14 protein-coding genes are annotated in these 18,807 nt (G+C 62.6%); 4 read left to right on the top strand and 10 right to left on the bottom strand.

All coding sequences use genetic code 11. The features are described 5' to 3' along the window. Nucleotides 1-170: 170 nt before the first annotated feature. Nucleotides 171-995, top strand: a complete 825-nt coding sequence (locus tag KHP60_RS01475) for a DUF2189 domain-containing protein (protein ID WP_213561755.1) — start codon at nt 171-173, stop codon at nt 993-995. Nucleotides 996-1,053: 58 nt separating this feature from the next. Here the strand turns inward: KHP60_RS01475 and KHP60_RS01480 are convergent, their stop codons facing one another. From KHP60_RS01480 to coxB, 5 genes are read right to left on the bottom strand one after another with little or no spacing between them, the layout of a single operon-like run. Then, nucleotides 1,054-1,395, bottom strand: a complete 342-nt coding sequence (locus tag KHP60_RS01480; protein ID WP_213561756.1) for a cytochrome C oxidase subunit IV family protein — start codon at nt 1,393-1,395, stop codon at nt 1,054-1,056. 10 nt (nt 1,396-1,405) lie between these two features. Continuing rightward, on the bottom strand, nt 1,406-2,128 hold the full coding sequence (locus KHP60_RS01485; protein ID WP_213561757.1) for a heme-copper oxidase subunit III family protein: 723 nt from the start codon (nt 2,126-2,128) through the stop codon (nt 1,406-1,408). Nucleotides 2,129-2,142: 14 nt separating this feature from the next. Beyond that, nucleotides 2,143-2,841 carry a cytochrome c oxidase subunit 3 gene (locus KHP60_RS01490; RefSeq protein WP_213561758.1) on the bottom strand — a complete coding sequence of 233 codons (699 nt, stop codon included), beginning with the start codon at nt 2,839-2,841 and terminating at the stop codon, nt 2,143-2,145. Continuing rightward, entirely contained in the window at nt 2,834-4,615 is a 1,782-nt protein-coding gene (gene ctaD, locus KHP60_RS01495; protein ID WP_213561759.1) for a cytochrome c oxidase subunit I, read from the bottom strand. Before ctaD ends, KHP60_RS01490 begins: the two co-directional genes overlap by 8 nt. A gap of 58 nt (nt 4,616-4,673) precedes the next feature. Next, nucleotides 4,674-5,480, bottom strand: a complete 807-nt coding sequence (gene coxB, locus KHP60_RS01500; protein WP_213561760.1) for a cytochrome c oxidase subunit II — start codon at nt 5,478-5,480, stop codon at nt 4,674-4,676. Nucleotides 5,481-6,091: 611 nt separating this feature from the next. On the opposite strand from coxB, the gene KHP60_RS01505 reads away from it, so the two are divergent. Both KHP60_RS01505 and KHP60_RS01510 read left to right on the top strand, forming a co-directional pair. Continuing rightward, complete coding sequence (locus KHP60_RS01505) at nt 6,092-8,071, top strand: autotransporter assembly complex family protein (protein ID WP_213561761.1); 1,980 nt, start codon at nt 6,092-6,094, stop codon at nt 8,069-8,071. Then, on the top strand, nt 8,071-12,372 hold the full coding sequence (locus KHP60_RS01510; RefSeq protein WP_213561762.1) for a translocation/assembly module TamB domain-containing protein: 4,302 nt from the start codon (nt 8,071-8,073) through the stop codon (nt 12,370-12,372). Before KHP60_RS01505 ends, KHP60_RS01510 begins: the two co-directional genes overlap by 1 nt. 37 nt (nt 12,373-12,409) lie before the next feature. Here the strand turns inward: KHP60_RS01510 and KHP60_RS01515 are convergent, their stop codons facing one another. From KHP60_RS01515 to KHP60_RS01535, 5 genes are all read right to left on the bottom strand, one after another. Further along, the gene (locus KHP60_RS01515) at nt 12,410-13,411 is read right to left on the bottom strand and encodes a tripartite tricarboxylate transporter substrate binding protein (protein ID WP_213561763.1); all 1,002 of its coding nucleotides are present in this window, start codon (nt 13,409-13,411) and stop codon (nt 12,410-12,412) included. A 99-nt stretch (nt 13,412-13,510) separates the two neighbouring features. After that, the gene (locus KHP60_RS01520) at nt 13,511-14,164 is read right to left on the bottom strand and encodes a methionine ABC transporter permease (protein WP_213561764.1); all 654 of its coding nucleotides are present in this window, start codon (nt 14,162-14,164) and stop codon (nt 13,511-13,513) included. Between the two features lie 21 nt (nt 14,165-14,185). Then, nucleotides 14,186-15,499 carry an acyl-CoA dehydrogenase family protein gene (locus KHP60_RS01525; protein WP_213561765.1) on the bottom strand — a complete coding sequence of 438 codons (1,314 nt, stop codon included), beginning with the start codon at nt 15,497-15,499 and terminating at the stop codon, nt 14,186-14,188. A 30-nt stretch (nt 15,500-15,529) separates the two neighbouring features. After that, on the bottom strand, nt 15,530-16,930 hold the full coding sequence (locus KHP60_RS01530; protein ID WP_213561766.1) for an LLM class flavin-dependent oxidoreductase: 1,401 nt from the start codon (nt 16,928-16,930) through the stop codon (nt 15,530-15,532). A gap of 31 nt (nt 16,931-16,961) precedes the next feature. Further along, complete coding sequence (locus KHP60_RS01535; protein ID WP_213561767.1) at nt 16,962-17,834, bottom strand: MetQ/NlpA family ABC transporter substrate-binding protein; 873 nt, start codon at nt 17,832-17,834, stop codon at nt 16,962-16,964. A gap of 454 nt (nt 17,835-18,288) precedes the next feature. Between KHP60_RS01535 and KHP60_RS01540 the strand changes: the two genes are divergently transcribed. After that, a complete protein-coding gene (locus KHP60_RS01540; RefSeq protein WP_213561768.1) occupies nt 18,289-18,744 on the top strand; it encodes an Lrp/AsnC family transcriptional regulator in 456 nt (151 codons plus the stop codon). Nucleotides 18,745-18,807: the final 63 nt, after the last annotated feature.

Below are 18,807 nucleotides of genomic sequence, written 5' to 3' on the forward strand. Positions count from 1 at the left end.
GCTTGTTGTCCCTGAATCAGGTCCCTCATGCGTCGTGCTCTAATCCGGGGCGACAGCCAGATTGTTCCGGCGTATACTCAAGGCATAGGTTACGGCTACGCGTGACCCGCTGGATGACACACGCAAGGCCGTGATCTCAACTGCCAAGGTTCAGCCCTGGAGGAGCGATTATGGCCAATTTTCATATTGTTGCCGGCGCAGGCGAGGCTCCGGCACATCCGGTTGTCAGAAAGATCACACCCGCCGACTTGAAAGAAGCCCTGGCGAAGGGATTTGATGATTTCTGGGCCATGCCGTCACACTTGGTTTTCCTTGGTCTGATCTATCCTGTCGTCGGCGTTTGCCTTGCCGCGCTTACCTTCAGCAACAACGCACTGCCGCTCCTCTATCCACTGGCCTCAGGCTTCGCGCTGATCGGCCCGTTCGCAGGCATCGGCCTTTATGAGATCAGCCGCAGGCGGGAACTTGGCTTGTCGACATCGTGGCAGGACGCGTTCAACGTACTGAAGTCCCCTTCGATCCCGTCGATCATCGCACTCGGCGTTCTGCTGCTGGTGATCTTCCTGACCTGGCTGACGACGGCTCGTCTTCTTTATCAATCGATCTTTGGCTATGCGGTGCCCACGTCCTATGCGGACCTCGTCAATCAGGTTCTCACGACGTCGGAGGGCATGCGATTGATCGTATTGGGCAACATTCTCGGCTTCATCTTCGCCGTAGCTGTCCTGAGCATCAGCGTGATTTCGTTCCCGCTTCTTCTCGACCGTGACGTCGGCGCGGCCGTTGCCGTTTATACTTCGATCAAGGCAGTCGCGATGAACCCGCTCACCATGGCGCTCTGGGGCCTCATCGTTGCGGCGGCGCTCCTCGTCGGATCCATCCCGCTCTTCGTCGGACTTGCCATCGTGATGCCGGTGCTCGGCCATGCAACCTGGCATCTCTACCGCCGGGTCGTGGAGCCTCCGCATCCTGACGAGGCTCATTCTGCGAGGTAGCTGAAGTTCTGGAGAGAAATCTGGAGGCGGTCCGTCCATCGGGCCGCCTTCATGCTGTTCAGGAGCCGGGTCCGAAGAACACGACCCTGGACAGAAGCGTGTAATCCGCTTCGAGCACCATGATCGCCACGAACACCAGAACGGCGCTCATCGGTATCAGGATGGCGTAGACCAGCGAGAGGCGCTCCCAGGCCATGTGCATGAAGACGGCGATGATGAGACCTGCCTTCAGCAGCATGAACAGGATGATGAGGGAGTATCTGAGCAGGCCCTGAAGCTGGAAAAAGTCGACGAAGTAGGAGCAGGCGCTCAGAATGAACAGCCACGCCCAGACCACCAGATAAAGCTTGATCGGGTGGTGCTGTCCCTGTGCGTGTGCCGATGCCTGTGCCTGTGCCATGGCGTGCCTCTTACCAAAGGTAGAAGAATGCGAAGATGAAAACCCAGACCAGATCGACGAAGTGCCAGTAGAGACCCATGATCTCGACAGCCTCGTACCGTCCCTTCCGGCTGGTGAAATAGCCCCGCCTCTCGTGATCGTAATCGCCCCGCCAGACTTTTCGTGCGATAATGAGAAGGAACAGCACGCCGAAGCTCACATGGGTGCCGTGGAAGCCGGTGATCATGAAGAATGACGAACCGAACTGGGCCGCCCCCCACGGATTGGCCCAGGGGCGGGCCCCCTCGTGGATGAGTTTGGTCCATTCGAAGGCCTGCATGCCCACGAAGGTGGCGCCGAGGAGAGCCGTCACCAGCATCAGGACGGCGGTTTTCTTGCGATCACGGCGGTATCCGAAGTTCACGGCCATAGCCATGGTTCCGCTACTGCTGATCAGGACGAAGGTCATGATCGCGATCAGAATCAGGGGAAGCGTGACGCCTCCGATGGTGAGGGCGAAAACTTCGCTCGGATTGGGCCACGGCACAGTCGTAGACATGCGCGCGGTCATGTAGGAGATCAGAAAGCAGCTGAAGACGAAGGTGTCGCTGAGGAGGAAGATCCACATCATGGCCTTGCCCCAGGACACATTCCTGAAGGCCTGGCGATCCGAGGAGAAGTCGGCAGCGACGCTGCGCAGGCCCGAGGCCTCGTTATGGGTGGTTCTTAAATCCGTCAGAGCCTGTTCCGCCATACGCAGGACTCCTCCTATGTCAGCAATTGCCGACAGATATCCACGAATTCACCCGCCCAGCCTGTCAGCACGCTGAGGAAGACGAGCCAGACGAGGAGCATGAAGTGCCAGTAAGTGGCGCAGAGCTCCACGGACAGGCGCAGGGGCTCCGCGGTCGTCTCGCGCCATGCCTTCTCGGTGGTCCTCCCCAGCGCCACCAACCCGCCGAGGAGATGAAGGCCGTGCATGCCGGTCAGGACGTAGAAGAAGGCGTTGGCCGGATTGGCAGCCAGAAGGTAGCCTTCGCCGGTCAGCTGCCGCCAGGCCAGGAGCTGGCCCGAGAGAAAGGCCAGGGCCGATATGCCTGCCGCGAGGAGGCCCAGCCTCAATTCGGGCATCGCTCCCCGACCGGCTGCGTTCTTTGCGCCATGCAGAGCAAGGCTGCTCAGAACGAGCATCGCCGTGTTGAGCCACAGAATCCGTGGCATCGGCACCATGCGCCAGTCGGGCAATTGCATGCGCATCGCGTAGGCACTGATGAAAAGCGCAAACAGGGAGCCGACCACTGCGAGAAAGATGCCGAGCCCGATCTTGGATGGAGGCGTGGCATTTGCTTCCACCAAGGCGCTCGCCGTTCCCTGTTCCAGCCAGGGCTTGGACGCCAGCCCCTGTCGCGAGAGCCACCAGGCGCCGATAACGGCCAGCACACTCAGGAACAGGAGGATGCTACCCATGGGACGATCCTGGCACTGTTCGCGTGATCCCGGGCTGGTTTTGCGGCAGGAAATCCTGATCGGCTCCCGGAACGCTGTAATCGTAGGCCCAGCGATAGACGACCGGCAGGTCCTTGCCCCAGTTGCCGTGGGGCGGCGGTGTTTCCGGCGTCTGCCATTCCAGCGTGGTGGCCTGCCAAGGATTGCCGCCGGACGGACGGCCATGACGCAGGCTCCAGAACAAATTGAAGACGAAGACCAGTTGCGTGGCGCCGACGATCAGGGCCACGATGGTGATGAACGCATTGAGCGTATGGGCCGATGGCGGAACGAAGGACATGTCGGCGATGTCATGATACCGCCTTGGGATGCCCATCAGCCCCAGGTAATGCATGGGAAAGAAGATCGCATAGGCTCCGAGGAACGTGACCCAGAAATGGAGCTTGCCGAGCGTGTCGTTCAGCATGCGCCCGGTCACCTTCGGATACCAGTGATAGATTGCTCCGAAGATCACGAGGATCGGGGCCACGCCCATGACCATATGGAAATGTGCGACCACGAACATGGTATCCGAGAGCGGCACGTCCACCACCACGTTGCCGAGGAACAGGCCCGTGAGACCGCCGTTCACGAAGGTCACGATGAACGCAAGTGCGAACAGCATGGGAACGGTAAGGTGGATGTTGCCGCGCCAGAGCGTCAGGATCCAGTTATAGACCTTGATCGCCGTCGGAACGGCGATGATCAGCGTCGTCGTGGCGAAGAAGAACCCGAAATAGGGATTCATGCCGCTCACATACATGTGGTGCGCCCACACCACGAAGCTCAGGGCGCCGATGGCGAGCAATGCCCAGACCATCATGCGATAGCCGAAGATGTTGCGTCGCGCATGGGTGCTGATCAGGTCCGAGACGATGCCGAAGGCGGGCAGGGCGACGATGTAGACTTCCGGATGCCCGAAGAACCAGAAGAGGTGCTGGAAGAGGAGGGGGCTGCCGCCGTTGCGATCCAGCGGTTGGCCCATCTCGACGATGGCCGGCATGAAGAAGCTCGTGCCGAAGATCCTATCAAAGAGCATCATCACGGCGCCGACGAAGAGGGCAGGGAAGGCCAGCAAGGCCATGAAGCTCGCCGTGAAGATGCCCCAGACGGTGAGCGGCATGCGCATCAGCGTCATGCCGCGCGCGCGCGCCTGCAGCACCGTCACCACATAATTAAGGCCACCCATGGTGAAGCCGATAATGAAGATCATCAGAGAGGCGAGCATCAGGACGATGCCCCAATCCTGTCCTCCCGGCGTGCCCGACAGAATAGCCTGGGGCGGATAGAGCGTCCATCCGGCGCCTGTAGGTCCTCCCGGTGCGAAGAAGCTTGCGACAAGAACCAGAACCGCGAGCAGATAGATCCAGAAGCTCAGCATGTTGATATAGGGAAAGACCATGTCGCGCGCGCCGACCATCAGCGGAATGAGGTAGTTGCCGAAACCTCCCAGGAACAGGGCGGTAAGCACATAGACGACCATCATCATGCCGTGCATGGTGATGAATTGATAATAGGCATTGGCATCGATGAAGGAGAAGACGCCCGGAAAGCCGAGCTGCAACCGCATCAGCCAGGACAGCACGAGAGCGATCAATCCTACCGACAGAGCGACGAAAGAATACTGGATCGCAATGATCTTCGCATCCTGACTGAAGACGTACTTCGTCACCCAGCTATGAGGATGGTAAAGCTCAACGTCTTCGACATCGGCCGGCGCAACGGCACCAGTCGGACCAAGTGGCACATCGACCATCAGGCGGCTCTCCTCGGTAGTTTCCGTTTCCTCTCCGTCCAATGAGGCAAACGCCCCGTCAGTTGGCGGCGGGCGTGAGGCGCGCGAAGCTTCGCGCTGCCTGATCCTGCAGCCATGCCTGATAGTCACTTTGTTCCTGAACCACGAGCTTTCCGCGCATCTGTGAGTGACCGACGCCGCAGAGTTCCGCGCAGAGGATATCGAACGTTCCCGTCCGAGTCGGCGTGAACCAGATGTAGGAAACCTGGCCCGGTACCAGATCCATCTTGGCCCGCAGCTCCGGCACATAGAAATTGTGAAGGACATCGACAGAGCGCAGGAGCGCCTTGACGGGCTTTCCGATCGGAAGGTGCAGTTCGCCGCCTTCGATCACGACATCGTCCTGCGATTTCGGATCCTCCCGGTTGATGCCGAGGGGGTTGTCCGGATCGATCAGGTGCGCGCCCGAGGTGGCGAGTTGGCCATCAGCTCCGGGCAAGCGGAAACTCCATTGCCATTGCTGCCCAAAGATCTCGATGTCGGTTGCATCTTCCGGAACCGTGATGAACTGCCGCCAGACGAACAATCCGGGGGCCAGCATGGCTGCAACGCCGATGCCTGTGACAACCGTCAGCCACCATTCGAGCCGCTTGTTCTCAGGCTCGTAGTGTGCCTGTCGGCCGGCCTGATGGCGGAACCGATAAACGCAATAGGCCATGAAGAGCACGACGGCGACGAAGACTGCTCCGGTGATCCAGAAGGTGATGATGATCGTGTTGTCGATGTAGCGCCAGTTCGAGGCAATCGGCGTCCACCACCAAGGGCTGACGAGGTGGAACACGACCGAGCCGACGGCCACCAGAACGAGTATGAGCGCTACAGCCATTCCTCACCCATCTTGCCATGAGAGGCCTTGGACATGAAGCAGAAGGCAATAACTCTTTTTACGCCATTACATTGTTTTTGGTCGGAAAACTCTACACGAGGATTCAACCATAACAAATCTATTGGCAATATTGGTTGCTCTACATCGGAGCAACTTGGAATAAGCCATAAGCCGAACTGAAAAATTACACCCGGCGGAACGGTTGGTCAATCAGCCTTGGCTATCGGATATCTGAGAGACATACTTCAGCATCGTTCTTAGGGAGATGCCAATAAGAACTCATTTTCGCCACATTCTGCGAATCCGAGCAATCCGCAGTCGATCGGAATCCAGAATAGGGTAGATTGTGATCGGCTCGCTGGTGGCGGTACTCTTTAGGGGCTGGTTAACTTGCTTCTTCGACGGTCTCTATTGGAAGTATATTTTCCTCGCTGCTGCATGTGATCTTTCATCAACTATCAACCCAAATTCGAGCGGTCAGGGTTTTGTCGTTGGGGAAACTGTGGTTAGGTGCCTCTCGATAGACTGAACTCGTCTTCATCCGAATGCGCGAGCTGGACGAGGGCGGCTGTGACACAAGGGAATATTGGTCCGTTTTGACCAGAGGGATCGTGCCTCAATTGCGGTGGCTGAGTAACAAACGACGGATCGTAATTCCCGTTCTAGTAGGCGTTCTGTTCAGTGGACTGCCGACCGCGCCTGCCGTCGCTCTGGATCTCTTCGGTTGGCTCCGTGGGGGTGGCGATGCGCCACCGCCTCCGAGCCAGCAGGCCCTGCCTTACTCCCTCGATATTGTGGTAGGCGGCGACAACAGCGACCTGAAGCGGACCCTGAAGGACGCTTCGACCCTTCAAAGCCTGCAATCGGATCCGCCGCCCGATGCCGCGGCTCTTGCCAGCCGGGCCCAGGCCGATCTGCCCCGCCTGATCGATGCGCTCTGGGGCGCCGGGTACTACAATGCCCGCATCACCATCAACGTCGCCGGCGTTCCGATGATGTTGCAGGCGCCCCGCACGGATGCCGCCACCCGGGCAGCCTCAGGCTATCTCGCTCGCGCGCTCGTGCCCGTTCAGATCATCGCAGACCCCGGTCCGCAGTTTGCCTTGAGAGATGTCGCGGTTCTCGATGCGAGGACCGGCCGGCCCTTCCCACCGGGCGAGCTTCCGCCGCGGGTCGTGCAGATCAAGCCGGGAGATCCGGCCCGCTCCGCCGACATCGTCGCCGCCGAGGCGCGCATCGTCGACCATTTCCGGTCCCAATCGCGCCCCTTCGCCAAGATCCGGCGGCAGGATCCTGTGGTAATCCATCCAGCGCAAGCGATGGATGTGAGCCTTGCCGTCGATCCGGGGCCGCGGGCGGGGATCGGAGCGGTTTCGATCCACGGGGCGGAGAATGTCGATCCGGCCGTGGTGCGCTCCTTCATCTATACGGAGCCAGGCGATCCCTATTCACCGGCGGAACTGGCCTCCATGCGCAAGTCGATCTCCCAGATCGAGGCTCTGGCGTCAGTGCGCATCCGTGAAGGCGAGGCCCTGGACGCCTATGGCAACCTGCCCCTTTTCGTGGAGCTGACCGAGCGTCCGCAGCGGGTCGTCGGAGCCTCGGTTCAGTATTCGACGACCGATGGACCGGCCGTACGGGCCTACTGGGCCCATCGGAACCTGTTCGGCGGCGCCGAGCGGCTGAGGTTTGAGGGCAGCATCTTCTATCTCACCGAGGATGGCGGCCAGCCCGACCGGAACCAGGATTTCACATGGGACAACCTGGGAGGCCGATTCCGCGCGAGCTTCCTCAAGCCTGCTCTCTGGGGCACCCGCAACGATTGGCTGGTCGATGGCCTCGTCGAACGCGACAGGACGGAAGGCTATACGAGCCGCCTCGTCAACGCGAGCACCGGCATCCGCCACCGCTTCAGCGAGACCTTCTCGATCCAGGGTGGAATTGAGTACGAGAAAGGGCAGACGACAGACGTTCTCGGGCAGATCGATTACACTCTCGTCGGCCTGCCGGTCTCCCTCAGCTACGACTCGACCGACAATCTCCTCAATCCCACTGAGGGCATCCGGGTGCTCGCCTCCGTGGCTCCTTACCCGGAATTCCTCGGCTCATCCGTGCCGATGACCATCGCGAGGGGAACGGCCTCCGCGTATTACTCCCTAGACGAGGAAGCCCGCTACATCCTGGCCGGCCGAATCGGCTTGGGTTCTATCGTCGGCGCGGATCTCGATGAGATCCCGGCCAATCGGCGCTTCTTCGCCGGCGGCGGCGGTTCGGTGCGCGGCTACCGCTACCGGACCCTCGGTCCGACCTTCCTCGGGGAGCCGATCGGTGGCCGGAGCCTGCTCGAAGCCTCGCTCGAGGCTCGCATCAAGATCACCAACACGATCGGCATCGTGCCCTTCGTCGACGCCGGAACGGCCTTCGAGTCGAGCTTCCCCGATTTCGACGAGGACATCCGCGTCGCGGCAGGCCTGGGCCTGCGCTACTACACGGCCATCGGCCCTATCCGCTTGGATGTCGCGATTCCGGTCAATCCGGGACCCGGCGATCCCTCTTACGCCATTTATGTCGGAATCGGGCAGGCCTTCTGATGATCAAGCCAATCCGAACCATCGCCTTCGTCTCGATCGTCATCGTTCTGGCGATTGCCGCATTCTGGCTGCTGGCCGGCCGTCCGAGCCAGGCGCAGAGCGACCAGGGCATTCTGGCCAATCTAATCTCACGTCTCCTATCGACGCCGACCACGCGCGTTACCATCGGAAGCATCGAGGGAGCGCTCTCCTCGAATGCGGTCATTCGTGACATCCGCATTGCCGATCGGGATGGCGTGTGGCTCAACCTCGATCGCGCCCGCCTCGTCTGGAGCCGCACCGCGCTGCTGAGCGGGCGGCTCCAGGTCGATGAGCTCACCATCGACCGGTTGCAGATTTCACGCAGGCCGCTGCCTGCCGAGGAGGATGCGCCGGTCTCCGATGAGCCGATCCTGCCCGAACTGCCGGTGCGTGTCATCGTCGATCGCTTCGCCCTGCAGGAACTCAATCTCGGTCAGCCGGTGCTCGGTACGCAGGCGCAGCTCTCGGCCGCCGGCTCTGCTCAACTCGGCAATCCGTCCGAGGGGCTCGATCTGAACTTCCAGGCGCAGCGTCTCGATGCTCCCGGCCGGCTGTCGATTGATCTCACCTATGTTCCGCAGACGAACCGTCTCTCCCTCGACCTCGCGCACCAGGAGCCCGCGGGCGGCATTGCGGCCCGGTTGATGGATCTGCCCGGCCTTCCTCCTGTCGACCTGAAGATCGTCGGTCAGGGACCCATGAGCGATTTCGCAGCACGGCTCGATTTCTCCGCCGGGCCAACGATCGGCGCGGCGGGGACGGCGACCGTCAAGCGCGCGACAGCTGCTTATGATGTTAATCTGGACCTTGCCGCCCGCATCGAGGGATTGCTGCCGGCACCGGCCGCGCCGGTCTTTAGCGGGACCACCCAGCTCGTCGGCAATGTCACCGTCGGTGATGACAGCAGTCTGCGCTTCCAGCCGGTGCGCATCACGTCGAACGTGGCGCGCTTCGACATGACCGGAACCGTCAGCTCCGGCCAGATTCTCGATCTGACGCTCAACGCCCGCGCCTTGCCGACCGACGGTACGAAAACGCGTGCAGGGGAGGCGGAGATCGCCCGGCTCAATTTCGACGGGACGGTGCAGGGTCCGTTGACGGCGCCACGGATCAACGGCCTGCTCGATGCAGCAGAGATCAGACTGCCGCAGGGAGCGTTGGACACGCTGACAGCGCAGGTGACGATGAATCCGGTGGACGGCACGTCACCTCCCAGCCGGTTCTCCTTTGCCGTCGACGCCAATGCCGGAGGTATTCGGCCTGCCGACCGGGCGCTCGCCCGAGCGATTGGGACGACGCTTTCGGTCACCTCGCGTGGCTCCTTCGGCCTGGACGGCATTGCTGATGTCGAGACGGCGCGTATCGAGACCTCCACAGCCCGGGCAGGCTTCACGGGACGGGTGGGAGGCACAATCCTAGATGGCACACTCGATGCCAACATTCCGGCACTGGCGTCCTTTTCAGGGATCGCAGGCCGACCGTTGCAGGGCGCCGCTACCCTGAGGGCACAATTGTCAGGCAATCCGCGTCGGTATGACATGGCGGCTGTCGTTGATGCCCGGCTGCGGGAACTCTCGACGGGAACCCCGGCAGTCGACGGTCTCCTGGGGCGCACGGTTACAGCTGCGGGCACGGTGCGCCGCATCCCCAATGGTTTCGCCTTCGAGAACTTCCGCGTCGACGGGGCGCATCTCGATGCCCGTGTTGACGGGCGTGCCACGCAAACCGCGGCCGATCTGGGCCTCGACATTACCATCGACGAGTTGAGGCGAGTGGATCAGCGGGTCACCGCAGGCCGGGCGAATGTCATGGCTCGTCTTGCAGGTTCGCTCGAACGGCCGGACGTGAGGGGCGTTGCAACGCTCACCGACGTGCGCGCCTTGAACCGATCGATCCCGCGCCTTGCGATCAGTCTCGACGCCAAGGACGTGACGGGGGCGCTCGACGCCGCCCTGATGCTCGATGGGGAAGTGAACGGGAAGCCCGCAACGGGCTCCGTCCATCTCGCAAGGCCCCCGGAAGGCGGGTGGCTCCTGGACCGGCTCGATATCGATATCGGCTCGGTCGGGTTGAACGGAAATCTCCGTCTGGGCTCCGACGAGCTGGCGCAGGGTGAGATCACCCTGTCCGGCAGCAGCTTCGACGATCTCTCTCCGCTCGTGCTGATGAAGCTCGACGGGGCGCTCAATGCCGTCATCTCACTCACTGCACGTGACGGCGGTCAGAACGCCGAGATCACGGCGCGGGGCACGCGCTTTGCCGTGGCGGATGTGTCGGTGAGGGATTTCGATGCAAAGCTCAGCGTTCAGGATCTCTACCGCCGTCCCATGATTGACGGCACCATCTCCGCCGAGGCGCTGACCGCTGGCGGTCAAACCTACAGAACCGTGAGGTTCGTCGCTGATGGGGCGCCGGATGTTTCGCGCTTTACGGCGTCTGCCGTCGGGCAGGGCTTCAACCTCGATGCACAGGGGCGCGTCGTTCCGGGTGATGCGACACGGATCGAGCTCGCCAGCTTCACGGCACGTCGCGGAGGCAGGCGGTTGGCCCTGGCCCAGCCTGCTGCCATTACGCTTCAGAATGGCGCGGTCACCCTGTCAAACCTTGTGATCGCGGCGGATCAGGGCCGTATCGCGGTTTCCGGCACGATTGCCGACAGGCTCGATCTCTCCGTCGACGTCCGCAGCCTGCCGCTTCAGGTCGCCGACATCGTGGTGCCCAATCTCGGTCTGGCCGGCACGGTCAACGGAAATGCTTCCATTGGCGGAACCATGGAAGCTCCTACCGGAAACTACCGTGTCAACGTATCAGGCCTTGCCACGGCGGAGACCCGCCGGGCCGGATTGCCGCCGCTCACCATCGAGGCGCAGGGGCGTCTTGCCGATCAGCGGGCAGGGATCGATGCCCGGATCGCCATCGGGCGCGGCGGAACCTTGCAGGTTTCGGGAAGCCTTCCGCTCGATCCGGCCGAGGAACTGGCGCTCAGGGTGGCGGGGCGCACCGATCTTGCCATCGCCAACTCGTTTCTGTCCGCATCTGGTCAACGTCTGACAGGAGCTGCCAATCTCGACCTGTCAATCGCCGGACGCTTCTCGAACCCGCGCATCGAGGGGACCGTCAACTTGGCAAATGGCAGCTTCGTCGACTCGCTCCAGGGCATCCAGCTGAACGGCATCGCCGGACGGTTCGTCGCGCGCGGGCAGGTGCTTTCCATCGAGAATCTGACGGCGCAGACGCCGAGCGGTGGCTCTTTGGCCGCTCGAGGCCAGGTGACGATCGATCCGGCCGCGGGGTTGCCTGGCGAGATCCGCATTACGGGCAATCGCGCCCAGCTCGTCTCCAATGAGACCATCGAGGCCAGCGCCGACCTGGATCTCACCATCTCGGGGCCGCTTCTGAGCAGGCCGCGGGCCGCGGGCCGCATCAACATCATCACGATGAACGTCTCGGTGCCCGACCGGCTGCCCACCACCCTGAGGCCGCTCCCCGGAACCAGGCATGTGAGGCCGACGCCGACCGCCGCCGCGCGGCTTGCTCTCGCGCAGCGGCGGCAATCCGCTTCTGCGAGAGGCACCCCGTTCCGCGCCGAACTCGATCTGATGCTGACGGCGCAGAACCGGATCTTCGTGCGAGGACGCGGCATCAATGCCGAACTCGGCGGCGACCTGCGTCTCCAGGGCACGAGCCAGGATCCTGTCGCCATCGGCGCCTTCGAACTCCGGCGCGGCCGCTTCGACCTTCTGGGCCAGAGGCTCGAGTTCGTGCGCGGGCGGCTGGACTTCACCGGCGATCTCACGCCGTCCCTCGATTTCCTGGCGGAGACGCAGGCAGGCGACGTGACGGCTCGCATCGGCGTGACGGGCCCGGCCTCGAGCCCCGAATTCACGTTCAGCTCCGAACCCTACCTGCCCCAGGACGAGGTCCTCTCCCGCATCCTGTTCCAGAGGCCGTCGGGCGGGCTGTCGGCGGGGCAGGCCCTGCAGCTCGCGCAGGCCGTCGCGCAGCTCTCCGGCGGTTCCGACAACGACGCGTTCGAACAGCTGCGTCGTTCGCTCGGCGTCGACAGCCTTGACATCACCGTCGGTGCCAGCGGAGGACCGGGCGTGGGCGTCTCTCGCTATATCAGCGACAATGTGCGGGTGGGCGTCAAGGCCGGCGCTCAGCCCGAGGAGAGCGGCGTCACGGTCGATATCGACCTGACCCGGCGCCTGAAGGCCCAGGGCGAGATCAATGCCGAGGGCGGCAGTTCCGTCGGGCTTGGGTTCGAGCTGGAGTACTGACAGGGGGCGCCTTCAAGGCGCCCCTCGTTCCCGACGATCAATCGACTTTGGCGCCGGAGGCTTTGACCACCTTGGCCCATTTCTCATGCTCGGTTCTCACATAGGCCATGAGCTCGTCCGGGCTCATCGGCTGGATCTCGCCGCCGAGATCGGCGAACCGCTTCTGCAGCTCCGGCGTCTCCAGGGCCTTGCGCACTTCCTGGTTCAGCCTGGAGGTGATTTCAGGCGGCGTGCCCTTCGGGGCAAACAGGGCAAACCAGCTCGACGCCTCGAAATCGGGCAGGCCCGCCTCGGCCAGGGTGGGCTTGTCCGGGATGGCGGGCGAGCGCTTGGACGAGGTGACCGCGAGCGCGCGCAGGTTTCCGCTTCGCACCTGCTCGATGGAGGAGGGCAGGTTGTCGAACATCACGTCCACCTGACCGCCGATCAGGTCGTTCACCGCCGGCCCGCTGCCGCGATAGGGAACGTGCGGCATCTCGATCCCCGTCATCTGCTTGAAGAGCTCGCCTGACAGATGGATGGAGGTGCCATTGCCGGAGGATGCCATCGTCATCTTGCCCGGCGTCGCCTTCGCCTCGGCGATGAATTCCTGGACGGTGGCCGCCTTCACTTTCTTGGGGCTCACCACCATCAGGTTCGGCACCCCGGCCACGTAGGCGACCGGTGCGAAATCGGTGAGCGCGTCATACGGCATCTTGGCATAGAGGCTCGGGTTGATGGCATGGGTGCCTACGGTTCCCATTACGAGGGTGTAGCCATCCGGGTCGGCCTTGGCGACCGCATCGGTCCCGATATTGCCGCCCGCTCCGCCGCGGTTCTCGATGACGAATTGCTGTCCGAGGGATTGCGACAGCTTCTCGCCGACGAGGCGGGCGAAAATGTCGGTGGTGCCGCCTGGCGTGAACGGCACGATGAGGCGCACGGGCCGGGAGGGATAGGTGGCCTGCTGCGAGAGCGCGGCTCCGGATACCAGGCAGGCCGAAGCACTCAAGGCAAGGCCGAGCACATGCCGACGCGTGAGGCTGGAAAGGAATGGCATTGCGGCTCCCTATAGGGTTGATGTCGTTGACCGCACCAAGTTCCGGTGCGGCAACCACCATGAGAGCGCAAGGTCCTGCCCGAGGCAACGGCTTTCCAGTCAGCGCCGGTCGAAGCGGCTTGCGATGAGGTCTCCCGTGGACTGGACCACCGTGACGATGACGATCAGGACGGCGATGACGCTGACCATGACGGTGGTGTCGAAGCGCTGATAGCCGTAGCGCATGGCAAGATCGCCCAACCCGCCGGCACCTACGGCCCCTGCCATGGCCGAGGAGCCGATCATCGACACCAGCGTGATGGTGAAGCCCCGGATGATGCCCGGCAGGGCTTCCGGCAGAAGCACATGGACGATGATCTGCCAGCGGCTCGCGCCCATGGCCTGGGCCGCCTCGACGAGGCCGTGATCGACTTCCCGCAGGCTGACTTCGGCGATGCGGGCGAAGAACGGTGTTGCCGCGATGCTCAACGGCACGACCGCGGCCCAGAGCCCGATCGATGTGCCGACGATGAGGCGCGTGAACGGGATGAGGGCGACCAGAAGGATGATGAAGGGGGTCGAGCGGAAGCCGTTGATGACGCTGCCCAGGACCCGGTTGAGACGGGGCATCTCGTAGATGCCCCCGATGCTGGTGGTGACGAGAACGACGGCGAGGGGAATCCCGGCCGCGAAAGCGAAGAGACCGGCCGTGCCGACCATGATCAGGCTCTCGAGGAACGCATCCCAGAACATCGGGAGGAAGTTTGTGGGCATGTCTGATGATCCCGTCTCTGGTTATGGATTCCGTGCTGAGGCGCCAGTGGCGTTCTTCGCCTGGGCTTCGCTCTGGATGACCGCCTGGAGGACGCCGACGGGCGGCGTGCCGTTCAGCCAGTAATCGCCGATGGCACGCGCACGCTGAACGGCGGGATTGTGGGATGCCAGCGTGCGGGCATTGCGCCAGTAGCGGTCGAGGCGCCGCGTCTCGCTCACGGCGGATGCGCCGCCGATCTCGAAGAGCAAGGTCGTCGCTTCGAGCACCTGCTCGATCACGATCTGCTGCGCCTGATAGGCCTTGATGTTGGCCGACGTATAATGCTCCGTCGCGTCCTGGCCATTGAGAGCGGTCCGGTAGGAGTCCTCGATGGCATCGGCAACGCCTTCCACCAGCGTGTCCGCCGTGAAGGAGAGGCTCGCGAGACGTCCGATCACGCTCTGGACGAGCGGGTCATGGCGCGGGCTGGACTTGCCGGGAACCGCAAAGGTCCTGGTCTTGGCCCGGGTAAACTCGATGGCGTCCTTCAGGACGGCCCGCGCGATGCCCGCGAGGGCGGCCAGGTGGAACAGCTGGTAATACGCGATGATGTAGGATGTCTTGGGCGGCTGCTCGACGGAGACCCGGCGCAGGATCTGATCCGCCCCGATCTCGACCCGGCTGAAACGTGTCGTGCCGCTGCCGGTCAGGCGCTGGCCGAAGCCGTCCCAATCGTCTTCGATCACGACACCCGGAGCCGTCGTCGGGAGGACGAGGGACACATACTCCGTTCCCTCGAGGGCGACCGCCACGATCCACGTCGCATAGATCGTCCCGGTGCTGTAGAATTTATAGCCGTCGAGAAGCCAGCGATCGCCTTCCTTCGTGAGGGTGACGGTCGTCTCGGTGCCTTCCGTCTTCTCGGCCATGGCGGCGCCGAAGAGGGCGCCGTCGACGATGAGGGAAAACCATCGCCGGCGGTCGGATTCGTCCGGGCTGTTGAGGCGCTCTTCCACGAAAGCGAAGTGAGCGCGGAAGATCTGGGGCAGGTTGGAATCGGCCTCGCCCAGTTCGATGAGAAGCCGGAACGCCTGGGGCAGGCTGGCGCCGAGACCGCCATAAGCCTGCGGAATGCGCAGGGCACCGAAGCCCGCTTCGCGCAGCCAGGCGACGGCCTCGAAGGCCAAGGCGCGCGACTGCTCCCGGGCGACGGCTCCCTCGGCAATCCTTGCGAAAATCGGCCGGAAGCGCCGCGCCAGCTCGTCATAGGAGACGGGCGGGGACGCAAGCCGGTGTGGGGCGTCACCGGGTCCGACATGCGGGTCAGATGCGAAAAGGCTCGTGGCGGCAGACATCGTTGCTTCCGTTCGAATGGAGAGAGGGGATCAGGCAATTTTTCTGGCGGGAGCAGGCTGCTCCGCGTTCGAACGATAGCGAGCACCCCAATGCTCGGACGGAAGACGGCTTCGGCCCTCGCCGAACAGCTTCTCGCGCAGGGTGCCGTCGGCATAATCGGCCTTGAACAGGCCCCGCTCCTGGAGCGCCGGCACGACCAGATCGACGAAGTCGGCCAGGCTTTCCGGCGCTACCGTGCGGGGCAGGTTGATGCCGTCGATATCGGCGGTCTCGACCCATGAGGCGATGTGGTCGGCGATCTGCTCCGGCGTTCCCACGAACGGCTTCTGCCGGCTGCCCAGGATCATCTGATCGATCAGCTTGCGAACCGTCCAGACCGTGCCGGCGCTTCGCGTGGTGATGGCTTCGAGCGTCGAGTTGTTGGCGTTGTTCTTCTCGTACTGGATCGGCTCGTCGAGATCGTATTTCGAGAAGTCCACGCCCGACGAGCTCGAGAAATGCGCCAGAGCGCCTTCCACGCTTGCGTGCCGGCGATACTCCTCCAGCTTGTCCTGGGCTTCCTTCTCCGTGCGGCCGACCACGACGCTCATGCCGACGAAGACCTTCACGTCACGGGGATTGCGGCCGTAGCTTCCGGCCCGCGCACGGATATCGGCGATGATGTCACGGGCGACATTCGGATTCGGCCCGCCGGTAAACACGCATTCGGCGTGCTTGGCCGCGAACTCGCGTCCGCGGGTCGAGGAACCGGCCTGATACAGAACGGGCGTGCGCTGAGGAGACGGTTCGCTCAGGTGAATGGCGTCGATCTGGTAATAGGGCCCATCGTGCTTGATGGACCTGACCTTCTCGGGACGCGCATAGATGCCTTCGGCGCGGTCGCGGATGACGGCATCGTCGTCCCAGCTGCCTTCCCAGAACTTGTAGAGCACGTCGAGATAATCGTCCGCGATGTCGTAGCGGTGATCGTGGTCGAGCTGCTCGGAAAGCCCCATGCCGCGCGCCGCGCTGTCGAGATAGCCGGTGACGATGTTCCAGCCGACGCGGCCCTTGGTCAGATGATCGAGCGTCGACATGCGGCGGGCATGAAGATAGGGCTGCTCGTAGGTCGTGTTGACGGTGACGCCGAAGCCGAGGTGCTTCGTGGCATGGGCCATGGCCGGCACGAGGAGCATCGGGTCGTTGACGGGAACCTGCACGCCGGCCGCGATGGCGCTCCCGGGCCCGCCCTTGTAGACATCGTAGACGCCCACGATGTCGGCCAGGAAGATGCCGTCGAGCTTGCCCCGCTCGGCGATCTTCGCGAGGTTCACCCAATAGTCCAGGCTCGTATAGGACGAGGAGAGATCGCGCGGGTGGGTCCACATCCCGTGATTGATGTGGCCCACGCAGTTCATGTCGAAGGCGTAGATGTTGATCTTCTTGGTCATTGTCTCACCCGGCTCGATCGTCAGCTGACGCTCAGTTCGTTGGATTGGGTTCGGATTTCTGCGCGGGCTCCCACGCGGGAACGGTCATGTCGCCGAAGTGCTTCCTGAGGATGGCTTTGACCTCGGGCGAGTTCTGGTAGATGGACACGAACCTGTTGATCCGGGGATCCTTCGCATCTTCGGGGCGGACGACCCATTGGATGGCGAAGCGCTTCTGCACGTCGTCGAAGATCAGGGCCGAGTTCGGATCGATGTCGAATTGCTTGAGGGTCGCCGGATAGCCCTGGCCGAGATCCACGTCATCGAGTGCCGTGGGCAATTGCTGGGCGATGAGCTCGGTGATCTTGATGTTCTTGGGGTTGGAAACGATGTCGGCGACCGTCGCCTTGTATTCCAAGCCTTCCTTGAGCTTGATCAAGCCGATCCGCTCGAGAAGAACGAGGCCCCTTCCGCCGTTCACCGGATCGTTGGCGATGGCGACCTTCGCGCCATTCGGCAGGTCGGCGACATTCTTGTATTTCTTCGAGTAGAGGCCGACCTTCGACATCGTGCCGACGCCGATGGAGACGAAATCGTAGCCCCGCGCCTTCTTGGCATCTTCCAGGAAGGGGATGTGCTGGAAGTAGTTGGCGTCGATGTCCTTGTTGGCGAGCGCGGCATTGGGCGTGACCCAGTCTGTGAACTCGATCACCTTCACGTCGAGCCCCTGCGCCTTGGCCTCCTTGGCGGCCTGATGAACGGCGTCGGCCGAGAGGCCGGAATTGATCCCGATCCTCAATGGGGATGCGGCCTGAGCCGCACCCGGAACGAGCGCCCAGGTGGATGCGGCCAGAAAGGCCAGGACCGCAAAGGATCTGGAGCGTGATCGGCGGCGGTTCCATTCGGATAAAAACGTAATCGGCATCGGTCTGTCCCTTGTGTTTAACGAAAGTATAGGCTGGCCTTTCCTGTGTCCGGATCGGACGAACAACAGGATGAGTGGTCGTCATCTTGGGAGATGACGAGTTTTGGCAGCTATGAAGATCTGCGTACTGGATGGCAGATGCTTCGTTGTGCTTTCACATCCGGCACATGCTGCGCTTCGGAAACTTGCAGGAATGGTGCCCAGGAGACGGGCCGGGGTCAATTAGATTGTTCTTTTTTTAGAACACGGGAGTGAAGAAAAAACTTCTTCCTTCCCGGAACGCCGCAGCAATAATCTTCCTGCGGGGGTTCTGATTTTCTCCCGGCCCGGCTTTTCAAAGGAAAAGGGTGCCAAGGTCGAGTTGCCTTTTGCATGTCCGAGAAGGCTGGCCGGCTTGACCTTGTTCTATATAAAGAACATAACTGGTGCAGCGAAACGCTGCGCAGGTCTGCTGATGGATGCAATCGACGCCAAGATCTTAGGGTTCCTGCAGGAGGATGCGAGCATCTCCGTGGCTGAGCTCGCCCAAAGGGTGAACCTGTCCCAGACGCCGTGCTGGAAGCGGATCCAGCGGCTGGAGGCGTCCGGGGTCATCAAGAGGCGGGTGGCCCTCGTCGATCCGGAGAAGGTCGGCCTCAGCTTGACGGCTTTCGTGGCCGTCGAGGCCCACGATCATTCCGAGGCCTGGATGCAGCAATTCGCCGATTTCGTCACGGCGATCCCCGAGGTGATGGAAATCTATCGCATGGCCGGCGACGTGGACTACATCCTGCGTGTCGTGGTGCCCGACATGGCGGCCTACGACCTCTTCTATAAGCAGCTCGTCAAGGCGATTCCGCTCAAGAACGTCACGTCGCGGTTCGCCATGGAGCGCATCAAGTCCACGACGGCCTTCGTGCTGCGGTCCTGAGAGCGGGTCATCGGGGGGGGCGCAAGCCTCTTCCTCCCTCGTCATGGCCGGGCTCGTCCCGGT

Origin of the sequence: Microvirga sp. 3-52, from assembly GCF_018383585.1 — a bacterium.
Classification (GTDB): domain Bacteria; phylum Pseudomonadota; class Alphaproteobacteria; order Rhizobiales; family Beijerinckiaceae; genus Microvirga.